This is a genomic window from Photobacterium angustum, assembly GCF_003026365.1.
Taxonomy (GTDB): domain Bacteria; phylum Pseudomonadota; class Gammaproteobacteria; order Enterobacterales; family Vibrionaceae; genus Photobacterium; species Photobacterium angustum.
This window is the reverse complement of record NZ_PYOM01000025.1, coordinates 63,225-79,758: the sequence shown is the minus strand read 5'-3', so window position 1 is coordinate 79,758 and position 16,534 is coordinate 63,225. Positions and strand designations below refer to the sequence as shown.

General features: G+C 42.6%; 15 protein-coding genes and 1 riboswitch. Of the genes, 7 read left to right on the top strand and 8 right to left on the bottom strand.

Annotation, left to right across the window (positions count from 1 at the left end; translation table 11 throughout):
• Positions 1-448: 448 nt before the first annotated feature.
• From hemG to CTN01_RS20510, 3 genes are read right to left on the bottom strand one after another with little or no spacing between them, the layout of a single operon-like run.
• Positions 449-985 (bottom strand): menaquinone-dependent protoporphyrinogen IX dehydrogenase, encoded by a 537-nt coding sequence (gene hemG, locus CTN01_RS20520; RefSeq protein WP_005372227.1) that lies wholly within the window; start codon positions 983-985, stop codon positions 449-451.
• A gap of 10 nt (positions 986-995) precedes the next feature.
• The gene (locus tag CTN01_RS20515) at positions 996-2,453 is read right to left on the bottom strand and encodes a TrkH family potassium uptake protein (RefSeq protein ID WP_045128918.1); all 1,458 of its coding nucleotides are present in this window, start codon (positions 2,451-2,453) and stop codon (positions 996-998) included.
• Between the two features lie 34 nt (positions 2,454-2,487).
• Positions 2,488-3,114 (bottom strand): YigZ family protein, encoded by a 627-nt coding sequence (locus CTN01_RS20510; RefSeq protein ID WP_045084645.1) that lies wholly within the window; start codon positions 3,112-3,114, stop codon positions 2,488-2,490.
• Positions 3,115-3,380: 266 nt separating this feature from the next.
• Between CTN01_RS20510 and fadB the strand changes: the two genes are divergently transcribed.
• The 3 genes from fadB (at position 3,381) to acuI (ending at position 7,955) form a co-directional block, all read left to right on the top strand.
• Positions 3,381-5,549, top strand: a complete 2,169-nt coding sequence (gene fadB, locus CTN01_RS20505) for a fatty acid oxidation complex subunit alpha FadB (protein ID WP_045150132.1) — start codon at positions 3,381-3,383, stop codon at positions 5,547-5,549.
• A 16-nt stretch (positions 5,550-5,565) separates the two neighbouring features.
• Entirely contained in the window at positions 5,566-6,732 is a 1,167-nt protein-coding gene (gene fadA / locus CTN01_RS20500) for an acetyl-CoA C-acyltransferase FadA (RefSeq protein WP_005372232.1), read from the top strand.
• Between the two features lie 242 nt (positions 6,733-6,974).
• The gene (acuI, locus tag CTN01_RS20495) at positions 6,975-7,955 is read left to right on the top strand and encodes an acrylyl-CoA reductase (NADPH) (RefSeq protein WP_045084643.1); all 981 of its coding nucleotides are present in this window, start codon (positions 6,975-6,977) and stop codon (positions 7,953-7,955) included.
• A 56-nt stretch (positions 7,956-8,011) separates the two neighbouring features.
• Here acuI and CTN01_RS20490 read toward each other — a convergent pair whose 3' ends face one another.
• Both CTN01_RS20490 and CTN01_RS20485 read right to left on the bottom strand, forming a co-directional pair.
• The gene (locus CTN01_RS20490) at positions 8,012-8,956 is read right to left on the bottom strand and encodes a LysR family transcriptional regulator (RefSeq protein ID WP_005372234.1); all 945 of its coding nucleotides are present in this window, start codon (positions 8,954-8,956) and stop codon (positions 8,012-8,014) included.
• Positions 8,957-9,073: 117 nt separating this feature from the next.
• Complete coding sequence (locus CTN01_RS20485; RefSeq protein WP_005372235.1) at positions 9,074-9,253, bottom strand: hypothetical protein; 180 nt, start codon at positions 9,251-9,253, stop codon at positions 9,074-9,076.
• Positions 9,254-9,394: 141 nt separating this feature from the next.
• On the opposite strand from CTN01_RS20485, the gene tusA reads away from it, so the two are divergent.
• On the top strand, positions 9,395-9,643 hold the full coding sequence (gene tusA, locus CTN01_RS20480) for a sulfurtransferase TusA (RefSeq protein WP_005372237.1): 249 nt from the start codon (positions 9,395-9,397) through the stop codon (positions 9,641-9,643).
• 99 nt (positions 9,644-9,742) lie between these two features.
• Here tusA and CTN01_RS20475 read toward each other — a convergent pair whose 3' ends face one another.
• The 3 genes from CTN01_RS20475 to CTN01_RS20465 form a co-directional block, all read right to left on the bottom strand.
• Positions 9,743-9,988, bottom strand: coding sequence for a hypothetical protein (locus tag CTN01_RS20475; RefSeq protein WP_045084642.1), 246 nt, complete (start codon positions 9,986-9,988; stop codon positions 9,743-9,745).
• 168 nt (positions 9,989-10,156) lie between these two features.
• Entirely contained in the window at positions 10,157-10,714 is a 558-nt protein-coding gene (locus CTN01_RS20470; protein ID WP_045128922.1) for a TMEM165/GDT1 family protein, read from the bottom strand.
• 87 nt (positions 10,715-10,801) lie between these two features.
• A riboswitch (yybP-ykoY riboswitch) is annotated at positions 10,802-10,899 on the bottom strand.
• A gap of 109 nt (positions 10,900-11,008) precedes the next feature.
• On the bottom strand, positions 11,009-11,698 hold the full coding sequence (locus CTN01_RS20465; RefSeq protein WP_045084641.1) for a YiaD family glycine zipper/OmpA-like lipoprotein: 690 nt from the start codon (positions 11,696-11,698) through the stop codon (positions 11,009-11,011).
• A gap of 292 nt (positions 11,699-11,990) precedes the next feature.
• Between CTN01_RS20465 and glyQ the strand changes: the two genes are divergently transcribed.
• From glyQ to CTN01_RS20450, 3 genes are all read left to right on the top strand, one after another.
• The gene (gene glyQ / locus CTN01_RS20460; protein WP_005372243.1) at positions 11,991-12,902 is read left to right on the top strand and encodes a glycine--tRNA ligase subunit alpha; all 912 of its coding nucleotides are present in this window, start codon (positions 11,991-11,993) and stop codon (positions 12,900-12,902) included.
• A 9-nt stretch (positions 12,903-12,911) separates the two neighbouring features.
• Complete coding sequence (glyS, locus tag CTN01_RS20455) at positions 12,912-14,981, top strand: glycine--tRNA ligase subunit beta (protein WP_045150131.1); 2,070 nt, start codon at positions 12,912-12,914, stop codon at positions 14,979-14,981.
• Between the two features lie 280 nt (positions 14,982-15,261).
• A complete protein-coding gene (locus tag CTN01_RS20450; protein WP_045150130.1) occupies positions 15,262-16,509 on the top strand; it encodes a valine--pyruvate transaminase in 1,248 nt (415 codons plus the stop codon).
• Positions 16,510-16,534 lie beyond the last annotated feature (25 nt).

The following is a 16,534-nucleotide window of genomic DNA, read 5'->3' as shown; positions in this document are numbered from 1 at the left end:
TCTTTCGACCGGCTCAATGAATACTGTTAAAATACCGCTAACTAGAAGCTAGTTAGGATATTTGAATTGACTGTGCCAAATAACCGAAGTTATTTGTATTGGTCACTAGTATCATTGATAAATCTTTTGACTTAACTTTTCAACGAGTGCCCACACAGATTGCATGGTCAAATTGTTAAAGAACAACCTCCAGCGAAACTAAAACTTTTGAACGTTTCAGGCTTTCGTTGAAGTGGATGGCCATTCTAGCGAAATAAGCTGTCGTGTCAAACACTTTTTTCAACTTATTTTATTAAATCTTTCATCCTATCGTCACTTTCCGAAATCCTTACTGGAAGCCGTTATCGTGTCGATGTGGCGGCATTATAGAGACAAAATGAGGCTTAGCAAGTAATAATTAACTTTTCTTTTAAAAAAGAGCACTTTAGATCAAAAAGCAACCAACTCTCTATTTTTCATTCCTTTGCTGCTTAAATTGCGCAGCAAAATCGCTCACTTTATTCCAATCCGTGTATTCCACTTCTTTCGTCGTATCTGTTTCTCCACCTGTGATTTTCATAATCAACTTAATCATTGTGCGATCAAAGAAGTTATAACGGGGATATCTTAGTGCACCAGCAAAAACGCCGATTAACACAGGGTGCCATGGCGACTTAATTAAGAACTTCTTAATATAAGCACTGCCCTCTGGCGTATCTTTGCCTTCTTTACGCGCAGTAAGATTCACACAAAAGAAAGCAACATTATATTGTGATAGTTCTTGTTGGTATTTATTGATAAAGCGATACAGTTTCTTATTGAAGTGACCATAACGAATAGAGGCGCCAACAAGCACACGATCATACAAACTAAAATCAACATTGGGCTCACTGTGAATGTCTATATAATCACAGTGGTACTGATCACCTAATTGTTGCTCAATATGATTTAAAATTTTCTTGGTTTGCCCTTCACAACTAGAATGCAGCAACAATACCTTTTCCATAAGTACTCCTTTAGTTACGCCAGAATGTCGGTGTAAATAAAACTAATAATGTAAAGACTTCTAATCGACCAAATAACATCGCAATAATTAATATCCATTTTGCGGAATCATTAACTTCACCAAAGTGGACTGCGACTTCCCCTAAACCGGGGCCTAAATTATTAAGTGTGGCTGCAACAGCTGAGAATGCAGTCAGCTCATCAAGCCCAGTCGCGATTAATGCCAACATGCAAACCACAAACACTAAGGCGTAAGCCGAGAAAAACCCCCACACAGCATCCACGACTCGCTGGGGTAATGCTTTACTACCCAGCTTAATCGTGTAAACCGCACGCGGGTGAACAAGACGTTTCAATTCACGTACACCTTGCAAAGACAGCAGTAAAATTCTTATCACTTTCATACCGCCACCCGTTGAGCCTGCACATCCTCCTATAAATGAAGAGAATAAAAGCAGCACAGGTAAGAAAAGCGGCCAGTCAGAAAACCCTGTGGTCGTAAACCCTGCGGTAGTTGAGATAGATACGGTTTGGAATAACGCCTGATCAAACGCCGTAAAGTAGGAATCATAAGGGCTATGTTTGAGTAACAAACCAAAACAGATACCAAATAAAATCACCTGCGCTCCAAGAAATGCACGAAACTCAGGATCACGCCAATAGGTTCTTAAGTGCACGCCACCATTACCGAAGGCTGCAAAGTGCAAAGAAAAATTACACGCTGAAATTAAAAGAAACACCACGGTGATCATGTTAATCGTGGGGCTATTAAAATACCCGATACTCGCATCGTGGGTAGAAAAACCACCAATAGCGATAGTTGAGAAGCTATGTGAGACAGCATCAAAAGCTGACATCCCAGCTAACCAAAATGCGAGTGCACAAGCAATGGTTAAAGCAAGATAGATATACCACAAGGTTTTTGCTGTCTCAGCAATACGCGGCGTCATCTTACTGTCTTTTACCGGTCCCGGAATTTCTGCTCGATATAGCTGCATACCACCGATACCCAGTACGGGTAAAATAGCGACGGCAAGTACGATGATCCCCATACCACCAAACCACTGTAATAACTGGCGATAAAACAAAATCGCTTTAGGCAGATAGTCAAGACCGACAATAACGGTCGCTCCTGTGGTTGTCAGCGCGGAAAATGATTCAAAAAAGGAGTCTGCGACTGACAAATCAGGTGTTTTAGATAATAAAAATGGGATGGCACCCGCACTACCAATAACCACCCAAAATAAGACGACAATAAGAAAACCGTCTCGAGCTTTTAGTTCATGGCGATGTTGTCGGTTTGGTAGCCACAATAAGCCACCACCCGTAATAAGAATAAAGAACGTCACGACAAACGGGAAAACCGCACCATCACGATAGATCAATGCCACCAGTGCTGGGATAAGCATGGTGACACTAAATAACGCGAGCAATAGCCCGACGATTCGAATAATTGAACGAAATTGCATGGCCTAAGCGGCTCTCACCTTTATATGGAAATGATTATGTATCTGAAGCCGAGCCTGCAATGATGCGCCCGCCACTACGATTGGTTAATTTGGCACGAAACTCTTCCACTATACGATTATCTAGCTCTATCTGCATAGTGACTTGATTACCATAATCGGCATGTAACTGAGTGCCATTGTATTCACTTAATAATGATTCAACCAAAGACACTTGATTATATTCACAACTCAAATGCAATGTTGATGTGATCACTTTTTCTTTTGTTTCGAGTAATGTCAGGGCTTGTTGTACCCCGCCACCATAAGCTTTTACTAACCCACCGGTACCTAAACGAATACCACCATAGTAACGTGTTACAACAGCGGTAATTTCACCAACACCAGAACCTGTTAGTTGTGCCAATATCGGCTTACCAGCAGTGCCTGATGGTTCGCCATCATCACTAAACCCCCATTTCATTGAGTCACTAGGGCGACCAGCGACAAATGCCCAACAATTATGGCGCGCATCATGGTGACGCTCTTTAACTTGCTGTACGAACTGTTTTGCGGCGTCAATATTAGGGGTATGCGCTAAATAAGTAATAAAGCGACTTTTCTTGATCTCTTCTTCAAATATCACTTCTGCAGTAGGAACAAGATAAGGTTCAGAATTCGACATTATTTACGCCTTAATGATAAAGGGGAGGCAGGATACCACATTCCTCTCTATCTCATAGTGCTGTCGTTAACACCCTGTTATTACGCCATGCGTCAACTCACACCTTGTCTTGAAGTTGAGTCATTCATCATAAATGTTAAACAAATGTTTAAATTAGTGTTTGAATTTGTTTCTTTTAGGGTTCACACTTAGCTTATACCTACAACAGGTCAAACCAGTTAAATCAAACCAAATCCAGCGTAGACTGGAACATATGGAGATAGAACATGATTTACCAAGGTGAAACCCTATCCGTTAGCTATCTGGAAGATGGTATTGCGGAGATCAACCTTAATGCTCAAGGCCCAGTGAATAAATTCAATATTTCGACACTGGAAAGCTTCAATCAAGCACTTAATGCGTTGTATCAACAACCCGATTTAAAAGGGGTAATTATTACCTCTGCAAAAGAAGCCTTTATTGTCGGTGCAGATATTACTGAGTTTCTCGGACTATTTGCCAAGCCTGAGCAAGAGCTCTCACAATGGCTTTCTCATGCCAATGACATCTTTAATAAGCTTGAAGATCTCCCAGTACCAACGCTTTCAGCCATTAATGGTTATGCGTTAGGTGGCGGTTGTGAGTGTGTACTCGCTACAGATTTTCGTGTTGCTGACACCAAAGCGCGTATTGGCCTGCCTGAAACCAAGCTGGGGATCATGCCGGGCTTTGGCGGCACAGTAAGACTGCCACGTTTAATTGGTGCTGATTCAGCAATGGAAATCATTACCGCAGGTAAAGATAAGAAAGCACAAGACGCTTTAAAGTTAGGACTGGTTGATGCTGTTGTTGAAACTGACAACTTGAAGTGCGCCGCACTGGCAATGATAAAAAGTGCGATTGAAGGAAAACTAGATTGGCAACAACGTCGACAACAAAAACAAGCACCGCTCTCGCTTAATAAAATAGAAGCCACTATGAGCTTCTCGACAGCCAAAGGTATGGTCGCCAAAGTCGCGGGTAAACATTACCCTGCACCTATGGCTGCTGTGGCGACTATCGAAAAAGCCGCACGATGCTCTCGAGATGAAGCATTAGTGATAGAAAACCAGCATTTTGTTCAATTAGCCAAAACCGATGTTGCTCAAGCATTAGTCAGCATTTTCTTAAACGATCAATATATTAAAAGCCAAGCCAAAAAAGCAGCAAAAACAGCAAAACCGACAGAGCACGCCATGGTATTAGGCGCAGGTATTATGGGTGGTGGTATCGCCTATCAATCAGCGCTAAAAGGCACGCCTGTTTTAATGAAAGATATTGCTGAAGCATCATTAAGCTTAGGCATGAATGAAGCAGCCAAGCTGTTAAATAAACAACTTGAGCGTAAGCGTATTGATGGTTTAAAAATGGCTTCGGTTCTGTCATCCATTACTCCGAGTTTACATTACGCTGGCGCAGACAGTGTCGATATCGTAGTAGAGGCAGTTGTTGAAAATCCAAAAGTAAAAGCGGCGGTTTTAGCTGATGTTGAAAACCAAGTAACCGACGACACCGTGATTGCTTCAAATACCTCAACTATTCCAATTAACCTACTAGCCAAATCACTTAAACGCCCTGAAAATTTCTGTGGTATGCACTTTTTCAACCCCGTTCATCGCATGCCATTAGTTGAGATAATTCGCGGTGAAAAAACATCGGAAGAGACCATCGATCGCGTTGTCGCTTATGCTGCGAAAATGGGTAAATCGCCAATTGTTGTTAATGACTGCCCAGGGTTCTTTGTGAACCGCGTGCTCTTCCCTTACTTTGCTGGCTTTAGCTTATTGCTTAAAGATGGTGCTGATTACATCCAAATCGATAAAGTCATGGAAAAAGAGTTTGGTTGGCCAATGGGTCCAGCTTACCTACTCGATGTTGTCGGCATTGATACGGCTCATCACGCGCAAGCGGTCATGGCCGAAGGTTTCCCTGATCGTATGGGGAAAAACGGTAAAGATGCCATTGATGTGATGTTTGAAGCACAGCGTTTCGGTCAGAAAAATGGCCATGGTTTCTTTAGCTACTCTATCGATCGTAAAGGTAAACCGAAAAAAGCTGTTTCAGATAAGACAGAGGCACTTCTTGCCCCTGTTTGCCAACCAAGTACAGCGTTCACCAGCGATGCTATTATCGCTCGTATGATGATCCCTATGATTAATGAAGTGGTGCGTTGTTTAGAAGAAAACATTATCGCCACGCCAGCCGAAGCCGATATGGCGTTAGTGTACGGTTTAGGTTTCCCACCATTTAGAGGTGGTGTGTTCCGTTACCTTGATAGCTTAGGACTTGCCAATTATGTTGCACTGGCCGATCAGTATGCTGAATTAGGTGCATTGTATGAAGTACCAAAAGGACTACGAGAAAAAGCCACTAAAGGCGAAACGTACTATAACCATACCACTAACCTGAACGCTTAAGGATGAGGATATCATTATGAATAACGTTGTAATTGTTGATTGTATCCGCACCCCGATGGGACGTTCAAAAGCTGGGGCTTATAGAAACGTTCGCGCCGAAGATCTTTCTGCTCACTTAATGAAAGGTTTGCTTGAGCGCAACCCACAACTCGACCCAAACAATATTGAAGATATTTACTGGGGCTGTGTGCAGCAAACCTTAGAGCAAGGTTTTAATGTCGCACGTAATGCAGCACTTTTAGCAGGTATTCCCCATTCAGTTGGTGCTACGACGGTCAATCGCCTATGTGGTTCATCAATGCAAGCGATACATGATGCCACCCGTGCAATCATGGTTGGTGACGCGAAAACGTGCATTATCGGTGGCGTTGAACACATGGGACATGTACCAATGAACCATGGTGTTGATTTCCACCCTGGATTGTCAAAATCCGTTGCAAAAGCAGCAGGTATGATGGGACTAACCGCTGAAATGTTAGGACGCATGCATGGTATCAGTCGAGAAATGCAAGATGCCTTTGCTGCACGCTCCCATCAACGAGCTTACGCAGCCACAGTTGAAGGACGATTTAATAACGAAATATTCGCCACTGAAGGTCACGATAGCGATGGGATTTTAAAGCGCTTTGAAACCGATGAAGTTATTCGTCCTGAAACAACCGTCGAAACATTGAGTCAGCTTCGCCCTGTATTCGATCCTGTCAATGGCACGGTTACCGCAGGCACCTCTTCAGCCTTATCTGATGGCGCATCCGCTATGCTATTAATGGATGAGCAACATGCCCGTGATTTAGGGCTACGTATTCGTGCACGCGTAAAATCAATGGCCGTTGCAGGCTGCGATCCTTCTATTATGGGCTATGGCCCTGTACCTGCCACTCAAAAAGCACTTCAACGAGCAGGCTTAACCATCGATGACATCGGAATGATAGAACTCAATGAAGCCTTTGCAGCGCAATCGCTCCCTTGCGCAAAAGACTTAGGTCTACTCGATAAAATGGATGAAAAAGTCAATCTTAATGGCGGTGCGATTGCACTTGGGCACCCTCTTGGCTGTTCAGGCTCTCGTATTTCAACCACATTGATAAACTTAATGGAAAGTCATGACGTTGAGTTTGGTTTAGCCACCATGTGTATTGGTTTAGGCCAAGGTATTGCTACCATTTTTGAACGCGTAGAATAATAGACACACCATTGACACAAAAAGCTTACCCTCACGGTAAGCTTTTTTTATTCTCGCTATTTATTTTTTATATTAGCGATATACTCAATCAGACTATCTATCTAAAAGATAAAGACGATTTCAACGAATATATGCTAAGTGTACATACATGCCATGATTAAGTTTCATTTTATTCATCACTAAAAGCCGATATACACTTACCTTACATTCACTGTCGAACATGAATTTACCGGAGCATTGCTATGTTTAAAGCACTCGTACTAGAACAAGAAGATAAAAAAACAATTGCAGGTATTCGTCAGCTAGAAACATCAGATCTTCCTGAAGGTGATGTATTAATTAATGTTGATTACTCTTCACTGAATTACAAAGATGGTTTAGCGATCACCGGTAAAGGTCGCATTGTTCGTCAATTCCCAATGGTTCCAGGTGTTGATTTAACGGGTACAGTCACTGAATCTTCAGATGACCGCTACCAAGCTGGTGATAAAGTTGTCTTAACTGGCTGGGGTGTTGGTGAAGGCCACTGGGGTGGCATGGCAGAAAAAGCACGCCTAAAAGCAGATTGGTTAGTACCTCTACCAGAAAAATTCGATGGCAAACAAGCCATGATGATTGGTACTGCAGGCTTAACAGCCATGCTTTGTGTCCAAGCGCTTATTGATGCTGATATAAAGCCAGAAGACGGTGAAATTTTAGTTACAGGTGCAAGTGGCGGTGTTGGCTCAGTTGCTGTGACTTTACTTTCTCAACTAGGCTATAAAGTAGCGGCAGTGACAGGTCGCGCAGAAGTTAACGGCGACCTACTGAAAAAGCTTGGCGCAACAACAATTATTGAGCGTAGTGTATTTGAAGAGCCTGCTCGCCCATTAGATAAACAACTATGGGCTGGTGCTATTGATACTGTTGGTAGCAAAGTGTTGGCAAAAGTATTGAGCCAAATTAACTACAATGGTGCGGTTGCAATTTGTGGTCTTGCTGGCGGTTTCGATTTACCAACAACAGTAATGCCATTTATTCTTCGTAACGTTCGCTTACAAGGTGTAGATTCTGTAATGTGTCCGTTCGAGAAACGTCAACAAGCATGGCAACGCCTATCTGAAATTCTACCAGCAAGCTACTTTGAACAAGCTTGTCGCGAAGTAGAACTTGAAGAAGTTGCAGAATGTGCTGAAGCGATCACTAATGGTCAAATCACAGGTCGTGTCGTTATCAAGCTTTAATCGATAACCCCTACACCAACTAAGGTCAGCCATTGTGCTGGCCTTTTTGTTATCTGCTATTTTATTAAGCCCATATCAAGGATCCGCGAATCAATCAGCCGACTACACTCTTCTTTAATAATATTACGTAGCCATATTTGCGATGCTGAATGCTCACACCGCGAGTGCCAAATAAGAGAGTAATCAAAAGGTTTAAACTCAAACGGCAGCGGTTTAACCACCAAGTCATAACGTTCTGCGACTAAATACGCAAGATCGGCAGGAACGGTAATAATCAGCGGCATGATCTTTAGAATCGCTAGTGCCGCTTCTAAGTGGTAAGCCCGTAACACCATTTTAGGTTCAGGGTAGCCACGCAACTCATCATCAATTAATGATTTAACCCCATCACTAATCGCTATCATGGCATGAGGGTACGTCAGGTAATCATCAAAGGTTAAGGGCTTATTAGCTAACGGGTGATCGGATGCTAGTAAACAAAACACACTCACTAAACCTAACTGCTGGTGACAAAGTGAATCAATATCTCCAACAGGGCGACAAATCGCCATGTCACAACCATTACTAGTCAATTGTCCCAGTAAATGATCATGTTGCAGTGGTGCAAACTCTAATGAGATATGTGGTGCTTCTTGATAAATTCGCGGCAAAGCAAAAGGTAAAATGGTTTGCATCGCATAGTCTGTTGTCGCAATTTTAAATCGCTGATCACACTGGCTAGGTTGAAAATCATTAGGTGTTAATAAAAGACGAAGCGACTCCAAGGGATCATTTAACTGCTCATTGATCTCTAATGCACGTTGAGTCGGAATTAATGCCTGCCCCTGTCGGGTAAATAAGGGATCATGTAATAAATCACGTAATCGACCTAACACGCGGCTCATGGCTGATTGGCTTAAATTCAAACGAACAGCGGCACGACTAACGCTTCCTTCATCCAAAAGAACTTTCAGTGCTACCAACAAATTTAAGTCACGACGATAAACTTCTTCTAGTTCCATCAGGCTCTCTGGGACTCGGAATTAATCAAATGTGGCAATATTATGAGGGGATAGATAAAAAAAATCCCGCTTTAATCGCGGGAAAACCCAAGATGATGGGTGTTGGTTATGAATAAATTAGTTTTCTTCTTCCAATTCAGCATCGCTAGTCAGTTCAAACCATAATCCAAGAGCCGCTGAAAACAGGCCGCCAATAGCAAAAATGCCCATATCATTTGAACTGGTTAACATGATGGTGCAGAACGAGATAAAACACAGCACTGCATAAATTGTCAGTCTATCCATTGATGTCAGCATACTACTTCCCCCTAATCCTTCAGAAAGAAAAGTTAATAACTTGTTAATTACGTTACACAGTATATCTTGATTTGCCAAGTGTTATTGATTAATTCTTGTCCATAAGTATGATCTACCACTTACTAATAAGATGTGTATGTTATGACTGCTATTTTTGATAATCCGACCCACAGCCTAGAAGCACAAGGACTACGCTGCCCTGAGCCTGTGATGATGGTTCGTAAAACGGTAAGGAAAATGGCCGAAGGCGAAACCCTATTGGTATTGGCTGACGATCCGTCAACGACCCGCGATATTCCCAGTTTTTGCCGCTTTATGGATCACACACTGCTTGCTGCAGAAACAGAAAGCGTTCCTTATCGCTTTTTGATCCAAAAAGGCACCAACTAAGCACTGACAAAAATACCAAGATAAAGAACAAAAAAGGCAGCCCTTTAAATTAGGCTGCCTTTTTAATTACTATCACATTATCTCTAATGTTAAAGAACACTACACATCATTCATTTTTTGACGAAGTGCTGCTAACTCATGATGCAAATCACGTATTTCTTTTTTAAGCGGTAAGACATAACGCAATCGAACTAATGAATCTAACGCCAAATATAAGGTAACAAGCGCCCCTACTACCATAGGGAGCCACATATCCGTTAAGAGCATACCAAAGATATTCAGCACCAATGCCAAGTGAAATAACCAACATTGGCTTTTCAGCGATATCGCGAGAAACTGAGCCATACTCCCTCCTGCAATTACAGCGAAACGAACAAATGACATCACTTCATTTACTCTAGCATGAGAGAATTAACGCTTCTTATAGTGCTATCACACTTCATCATAATGAAACAAAACACTGATTCCTGCAGGGTAATAAAGTCATGTTTCACATGAAACGTTCAGTGATATCTACATACCAAACGCAGCACCTACAGCTAAGAAAATAAAGAGCGCAGCAGTAATTTTACGTATCAGTCCTAACGGCATTTTTTCAGCTGATAACTTACCAATAAGAACTACGGGTACATTGGCCAATAACATTCCAATCGTCGTACCAAGCACAACCCACATTAGTGCATCATGGTACTTCGCCCCTAGCATCGTCGTAGCGATTTGGGTTTTATCACCAATTTCCGCGATAAAGAACGCAATAAAACTAGCAATGAAAGGACCTCGATTTGATAATTTTTCTTCATCATCGAGTTTATCGGGAATTAGGATCCAGCCAGCCATTAAAATAAAACTCACCACTAACACCCACTTTAAAATATTCGGCGTTAAGTAATCAGCAATAGCGACACCAAGCCATGCAGCTAATGCATGATTAACGATAGTCGCCAGAAAAATGGCACAAATAATGGGAAAAGGCTTACGGTATCGACTGGCTAACAGTAAGGATAAAAGTTGGGTCTTATCACCAATTTCGGCTAAAGCAACAGACGTAATAGAAACAGCTAAAACACTCACAACATACTCTCTGGGGCGGGAATTATTGATACCAATAGCAAACATACACTCCCACCCCGGTTTGTGTTGTTTGCCGTTGGTCTTGCCAAATTTACCGTGCTGGGTAAATCATAATTACCACGAAGATTTTGCTTCGATTATGTTGATAATTATCTCGCAAGGTGCGAGAGGCTACTCCCCAAAGGAAAGCTAAGTGTAACAAAGAAAAGCGGGTATTTTAACCATTAATGATCATTCTATAGATACAAAAACGGTGAGCCAGCGCTCACCGTTTGATTACACTAAACGTAATAATTAACCAAGTGGAGAAAGAATAATTTCTACACGACGGTTTTGCGCACGACCGTTCGCAGTACTATTAGATGCGATTGGGTTAGACTCACCACGACCTTGAGAAACCACACGGTTAGCATTCACACCTTGACGGATTAAGTAGTTAGCAACAGCATCTGCACGAACTTGAGATAGGCGAAGATTGTAAGACGCTGCACCTTTGCTATCAGTAAAACCTAATACATTTAACTGTGTTTTTTCGTATTCTTTAGCCACAATCGCTACGTTATGCAGAGCATTCATCGCACGATCATTTAAGTTTGCCTGATCAAAACCAAACGTAATTTCGTTTGGCATATTCAATACAATGTTATCGCCGTTACGAGTTACGGTAATGCCTGATGAAGATAACTGCTTACGAAGTTTAGCTTCTTGTACATCCATGTAGTAACCAATACCACCGCCAAGTGCGGCACCAGACGCAGCACCAATTAATGCACCTTTACCACGGTCATGCTTGCTAGATGAAGCAACACCAATCGCAGCACCAGCAAGTGCACCAATGATAGAACCACTCGTACCTTTAGCCGTTTGAGATTCACCCGTGTAAGGATTTACTGTTGAACAACCAGCCATAGTTACAGAAGCTACAACTGAAAGTACTGCAGCGCGCACCCACTTTTTAGATGCCATTGCTTGAATTTGAGCCATCTTTTTAAGTATCCGTATACTCGATCCGAGAATCGAAAAAATTGAAATTTATGCTACTAGGCCATTAAACCCAATAATACTTTTTGCGTATTGTAATCAACAACGGTATATGAGGCATCAAAAGAATGTAAAAATTCCCTTGATACAAAACAAAAAAGGACAAAGCTGAAAGAATTTTAGTAAATCCCCCCATAGATGTGTAAAAAATACGCAATGCCCCTACTCGCCTCAGAGTTGGCGAGGTATACTGGATTATTACTCTTTTTAATCCACTAATCTCGCGAAGCTGACAATGCAGAAATACGATATTAAAACCTTTCAGGGCATGATCCTCGCGCTGCAGGATTACTGGGGCCAACAAGGTTGTACTATTGTGCAACCCCTAGACATGGAAGTGGGCGCAGGTACTTCTCACCCAATGACATGTTTACGTGCTCTAGGTCCAGAACCAATTGCAGCAGCGTATGTACAACCATCTCGCCGACCAACTGACGGTCGTTACGGCGAAAACCCTAACCGTCTACAGCACTACTACCAGTTCCAAGTGATGCTAAAACCATCACCAGACAACATTCAAGAACTGTACTTAGGCTCATTAGAAGTACTAGGTATTGATACTAAAGTGCACGACATCCGTTTTGTTGAAGATAACTGGGAAAACCCGACACTGGGAGCTTGGGGTCTTGGCTGGGAAGTTTGGCTAAACGGCATGGAAGTAACACAGTTTACTTACTTCCAGCAGGTTGGTGGCCTTGAGTGTAAACCTGTAACAGGTGAAATCACTTACGGTATCGAGCGCCTTGCTATGTACATTCAGAACGTTGATTCTGTGTACGACCTAGTATGGACTGACGGTCCTTTAGGCAAAGTGACTTATGGTGATATTTTCCACCAAAACGAAGTTGAGCAATCAACGTACAACTTTGAGCACGCTGATGTCGACTTCCTATTCACATTCTTCGATCAATGTGAAAAAGAATCAATCAAACTTCTAGAGCTAGAGCAGCCGCTACCGTTGCCAGCTTACGAGCGTATTCTAAAAGCCGCTCATGCATTTAACCTATTAGATGCACGTAAAGCGATCTCTGTAACTGAACGTCAACGTTACATTTTGCGTATCCGCAACGTAACTAAACAAGTTGCTGAAGCTTACTACGCATCTCGTGAAGCACTTGGCTTCCCAATGTGTAAAAAAGACAAGTAAGGGATCGCCATGACACAGAAAAATTTCTTAATCGAACTCGGTACGGAAGAGTTACCACCAACAGCACTACGTACCCTAGCAGAAGCTTTTGCTACTAATTTTGAAGCAGAGTTAAAAGCTGCAGATTTACCTCATGATGGTATCAAGTGGTACGCTGCTCCTCGTCGTTTAGCCCTTAAAGTAACGGGTCTTGCTGAAAACCAGCCAGACAAAGTGGTTGAAAAACGTGGACCTGCGGTATCAGCAGCATTCGACGCTGACGGAAACCCAACCAAAGCTGCTCAAGGCTGGGCTCGCGGTAATGGTATTACGGTTGATCAAGCAGAGCGCATGGTTACCGATAAAGGCGAATGGTTACTGTTCAAGCAAGAAGTCAAAGGCCAACCAGCCCAAACACTACTACCTGAACTGGCTGCTGCTGCACTGGCTAAACTACCAATCCCACGTCCAATGCGTTGGGGTGATAAAGAAACTCAGTTTATCCGTCCAGTGAAAACACTGACCATGCTATTGGGTGACGAGCTAATCGAAGGCACTATTTTAGGTGTTGCTTCAGCACGTACTATCCGTGGTCACCGCTTCATGGGTGAAGCTGAGTTTACTATCGACAACGCGGATCAATACCCTGCTATCTTAGAAGAGCGCGGTAAAGTAATGGCTGATTATGAAGCGCGTAAAGCGATCATTTTAGCTGATGCGAAAAAAGCAGCTGAAGCCGTTGGCGGTATTGCAGATCTTGAAGATGATCTTGTTGAAGAAGTGACCTCTCTTGTTGAGTGGCCTGTTGTACTAACCGCTTCTTTTGAAGAGGAATTCTTAAAGGTTCCTTCTGAAGCTTTAGTTTACACAATGAAAGGCGATCAGAAGTACTTCCCTGTTTACGATGCTGAAGGCAAGCTTGTGCCTAAGTTCATCTTCGTATCCAACATCATCTCTAACGATCCAAACCAAATCATCTCGGGTAACGAGAAAGTGGTTCGTCCTCGTCTAGCGGATGCAGAGTTCTTCTTTAATACTGACCTTAAGAGCAAATTGATTGATCGCCTACCTCAACTAGAGACTGCGATTTTCCAAAAGCAATTGGGTACGATTAAAGACAAGACAGATCGCATCACAGAGCTTGCTGGCTACATTGCTGACAAGATCGGTGCAGACGTTGATAACGCGAAGCGTGCTGGTCTACTTGCGAAATGTGACCTAATGACATCTATGGTATTTGAATTTACAGATACGCAAGGTGTAATGGGTATGCACTACGCCCGTCACGACGGCGAAGCTGAAGATGTTGCATTAGCCCTTAACGAGCAATACATGCCTCGTTTTGCTGGCGATCAACTACCAAGCACACCAGTATCATCAGCCGTGGCTATGGCTGATAAGCTAGATACGATTGTGGGTATCTTCGGTATTGGTCAAGCACCAAAAGGTAGTGATCCATTCGCACTACGCCGTGCATCACTAGGTGTACTACGTATCATCGTTGAAAACGGCTACGACTTAGACTTAGTTGATCTAGTCGCGAAAGCGCATTCACTATTTGGTGGCAAGCTAACCAACAACAACGTTGATTCTGATGTCATTGAATTCATGCTTGGCCGTTTCCGTGCATGGTACCAAGATGCAGGCTTTAGCATTGATGTTATCCAAGCTGTACTTGCGATGCACCCTACACAACCAGCAGATTTTGATAAGCGTGTTAAAGCGGTAAGCCACTTCCGTGAGCTTGATGCAGCTGAATCACTAGCAGCAGCGAATAAGCGTGTAGGTAACATCCTAGCGAAATTCGACGGTGAGCTACCAACTACAGTTGATAATAGTCTACTTGTTGAAGCTGCCGAAAAAGAGCTAGCTGAAAAAGTTGAAGCGGTTGTAACAGCCCTTGAACCTATCTTTGCTACTGGCGATTACCAAACAGCACTGACAGAGCTTGCTTCACTTCGTGAGCCTGTAGATGCATTCTTCGATAACGTAATGGTTATGGCTGATGACGAAAAACTTAAAGTTAATCGTCTAGCACTACTTAACCTACTACGTAACCAATTTTTGAAAGTGGCAGATATCTCTCTACTTCAAAAATAAGGTTGGTTAACGTTATCTAAAACCACGCTCCGGCGTGGTTTTTTTTCGCCCTGATTATGCTGTATCTTACCTATTGTTTCATGTGAAACACTTTTTTACTTTTATTAAATACGCATACAATCTCTTTGCTATACAAGGAAATCCACACCACCGACCATCACCAACCGATAATATTTCAACTTTCTCTGAACCGGACAATACGTTATGTTACGCTCAATAAGCCATCATATTGATAGCACTTACATCAAGAACTAATATCGACACTGAGGTTGTAAACGTAATGGACTTTTCGCGCTTTGGTAATAAGTTTGCAGGCGACTCTGGGATCACCCTATTAATGCAAGATCTCAACGATGGACTCACCAATCCCAATGCCATCATGCTCGGTGGTGGAAATCCGGCGCAAATCCCAGCCATGAACCACTACTTTACTGAGCTATTAAAAGACATGGCAACGACTGGTGAGCTTACCGCGTCGATGACTAACTACGATGGCCCACAAGGTAAGAATCGTTTTCTAGATGCGCTTGCAGCACTGTTGCAGCAACAATACGGTTGGGAAATTAGTGCGAAAAATATTGTCTTAACCAATGGCAGTCAAAGTGCCTTTTTCAGTTTATTTAACTTGCTGGCAGGTGAATTTGAAAATGGTAAAAATAAAAAGATATTACTGCCGTTATCACCAGAATATATTGGTTACGCTGATGCTGGTTTAAGCCCTGATATGTTTATCTCGTACCAACCTACGATCAGCATGTTGGAAGATGGCTTTTTTAAATATCATGTCGATTTTAGCAAGTTAGTCATCGATGACAGCATCGCAGCAATTTGCGCCTCTCGTCCTACTAACCCAACTGGCAATGTACTTACAGATAAAGAAATTGATCATTTAGCAGCGCTGGCTAAAGAGCACCAGATCCCATTAATTATCGACAATGCTTACGGCTTACCCTTCCCTGATATTATTTTTGAAGATGTAACACCATTTTGGGATGACAACACCATTCTGTGCATGAGCTTATCCAAACTTGGGTTACCCGGTGTCCGCTGCGGTATCGTGATTGCCAATGAAGCCATGGTTACTGCTTTGTCTAACATCAATGGTATCGTCAACTTAGCACCTGGTAGTATTGGCCCTGCGGTAGCAACGAAAATGATCCACCAGCAAGAACTATTACCACTGAGCCAAAACGTGATTAAGCCGTTTTATCATCAGAAGGCGCAACGCGCCGTTGAATTACTGCGCCAAGCTATCCCCGATCCTCGATTTAAAATTCACAAACCTGAAGGCGCTATCTTCTTATGGCTATGGTTTGAAGATTTACCGATCACCACGAAGGTACTATATCAACGCTTAAAACAACGTGGCGTACTGATCGTGCCTGGTGAATATTTCTTTATCGGATTACAAGATGAGTGGGCACATAGCCATGAATGCTTACGCATGAACTATGTCCAAGATGATGAAGAAATGCAGCGTGGTATTACGATGATTGCAGAAGAAGTCGCTAAAGCTTACGCAGAATAACCGCTTTTTAGTTAATATGGATAAA

Excerpts from the sequence above, each read along its gene's own strand:
- hemG (WP_005372227.1), bottom strand. The coding sequence starts at position 985 with ATGGAAAAGGTATTGTTGCTGCATTCTAGTTGTGAAGGGCAAACCAAG.
- CTN01_RS20515 (WP_045128918.1), bottom strand. The coding sequence starts at position 2,453 with ATGCAATTTCGTTCAATTATTCGAATCGTCGGGCTATTGCTCGCGTTA.
- CTN01_RS20510 (WP_045084645.1), bottom strand. The coding sequence starts at position 3,114 with ATGTCGAATTCTGAACCTTATCTTGTTCCTACTGCAGAAGTGATATTT.
- fadB (WP_045150132.1), top strand. The coding sequence starts at position 3,381 with ATGATTTACCAAGGTGAAACCCTATCCGTTAGCTATCTGGAAGATGGT.
- fadA (WP_005372232.1), top strand. The coding sequence starts at position 5,566 with ATGAATAACGTTGTAATTGTTGATTGTATCCGCACCCCGATGGGACGT.
- acuI (WP_045084643.1), top strand. The coding sequence starts at position 6,975 with ATGTTTAAAGCACTCGTACTAGAACAAGAAGATAAAAAAACAATTGCA.
- CTN01_RS20490 (WP_005372234.1), bottom strand. The coding sequence starts at position 8,956 with ATGGAACTAGAAGAAGTTTATCGTCGTGACTTAAATTTGTTGGTAGCA.
- CTN01_RS20485 (WP_005372235.1), bottom strand. The coding sequence starts at position 9,253 with ATGCTGACATCAATGGATAGACTGACAATTTATGCAGTGCTGTGTTTT.
- tusA (WP_005372237.1), top strand. The coding sequence starts at position 9,395 with ATGACTGCTATTTTTGATAATCCGACCCACAGCCTAGAAGCACAAGGA.
- CTN01_RS20475 (WP_045084642.1), bottom strand. The coding sequence starts at position 9,988 with ATGGCTCAGTTTCTCGCGATATCGCTGAAAAGCCAATGTTGGTTATTT.
- CTN01_RS20465 (WP_045084641.1), bottom strand. The coding sequence starts at position 11,698 with ATGGCTCAAATTCAAGCAATGGCATCTAAAAAGTGGGTGCGCGCTGCA.
- glyQ (WP_005372243.1), top strand. The coding sequence starts at position 11,991 with ATGCAGAAATACGATATTAAAACCTTTCAGGGCATGATCCTCGCGCTG.
- glyS (WP_045150131.1), top strand. The coding sequence starts at position 12,912 with ATGACACAGAAAAATTTCTTAATCGAACTCGGTACGGAAGAGTTACCA.
- CTN01_RS20450 (WP_045150130.1), top strand. The coding sequence starts at position 15,262 with ATGGACTTTTCGCGCTTTGGTAATAAGTTTGCAGGCGACTCTGGGATC.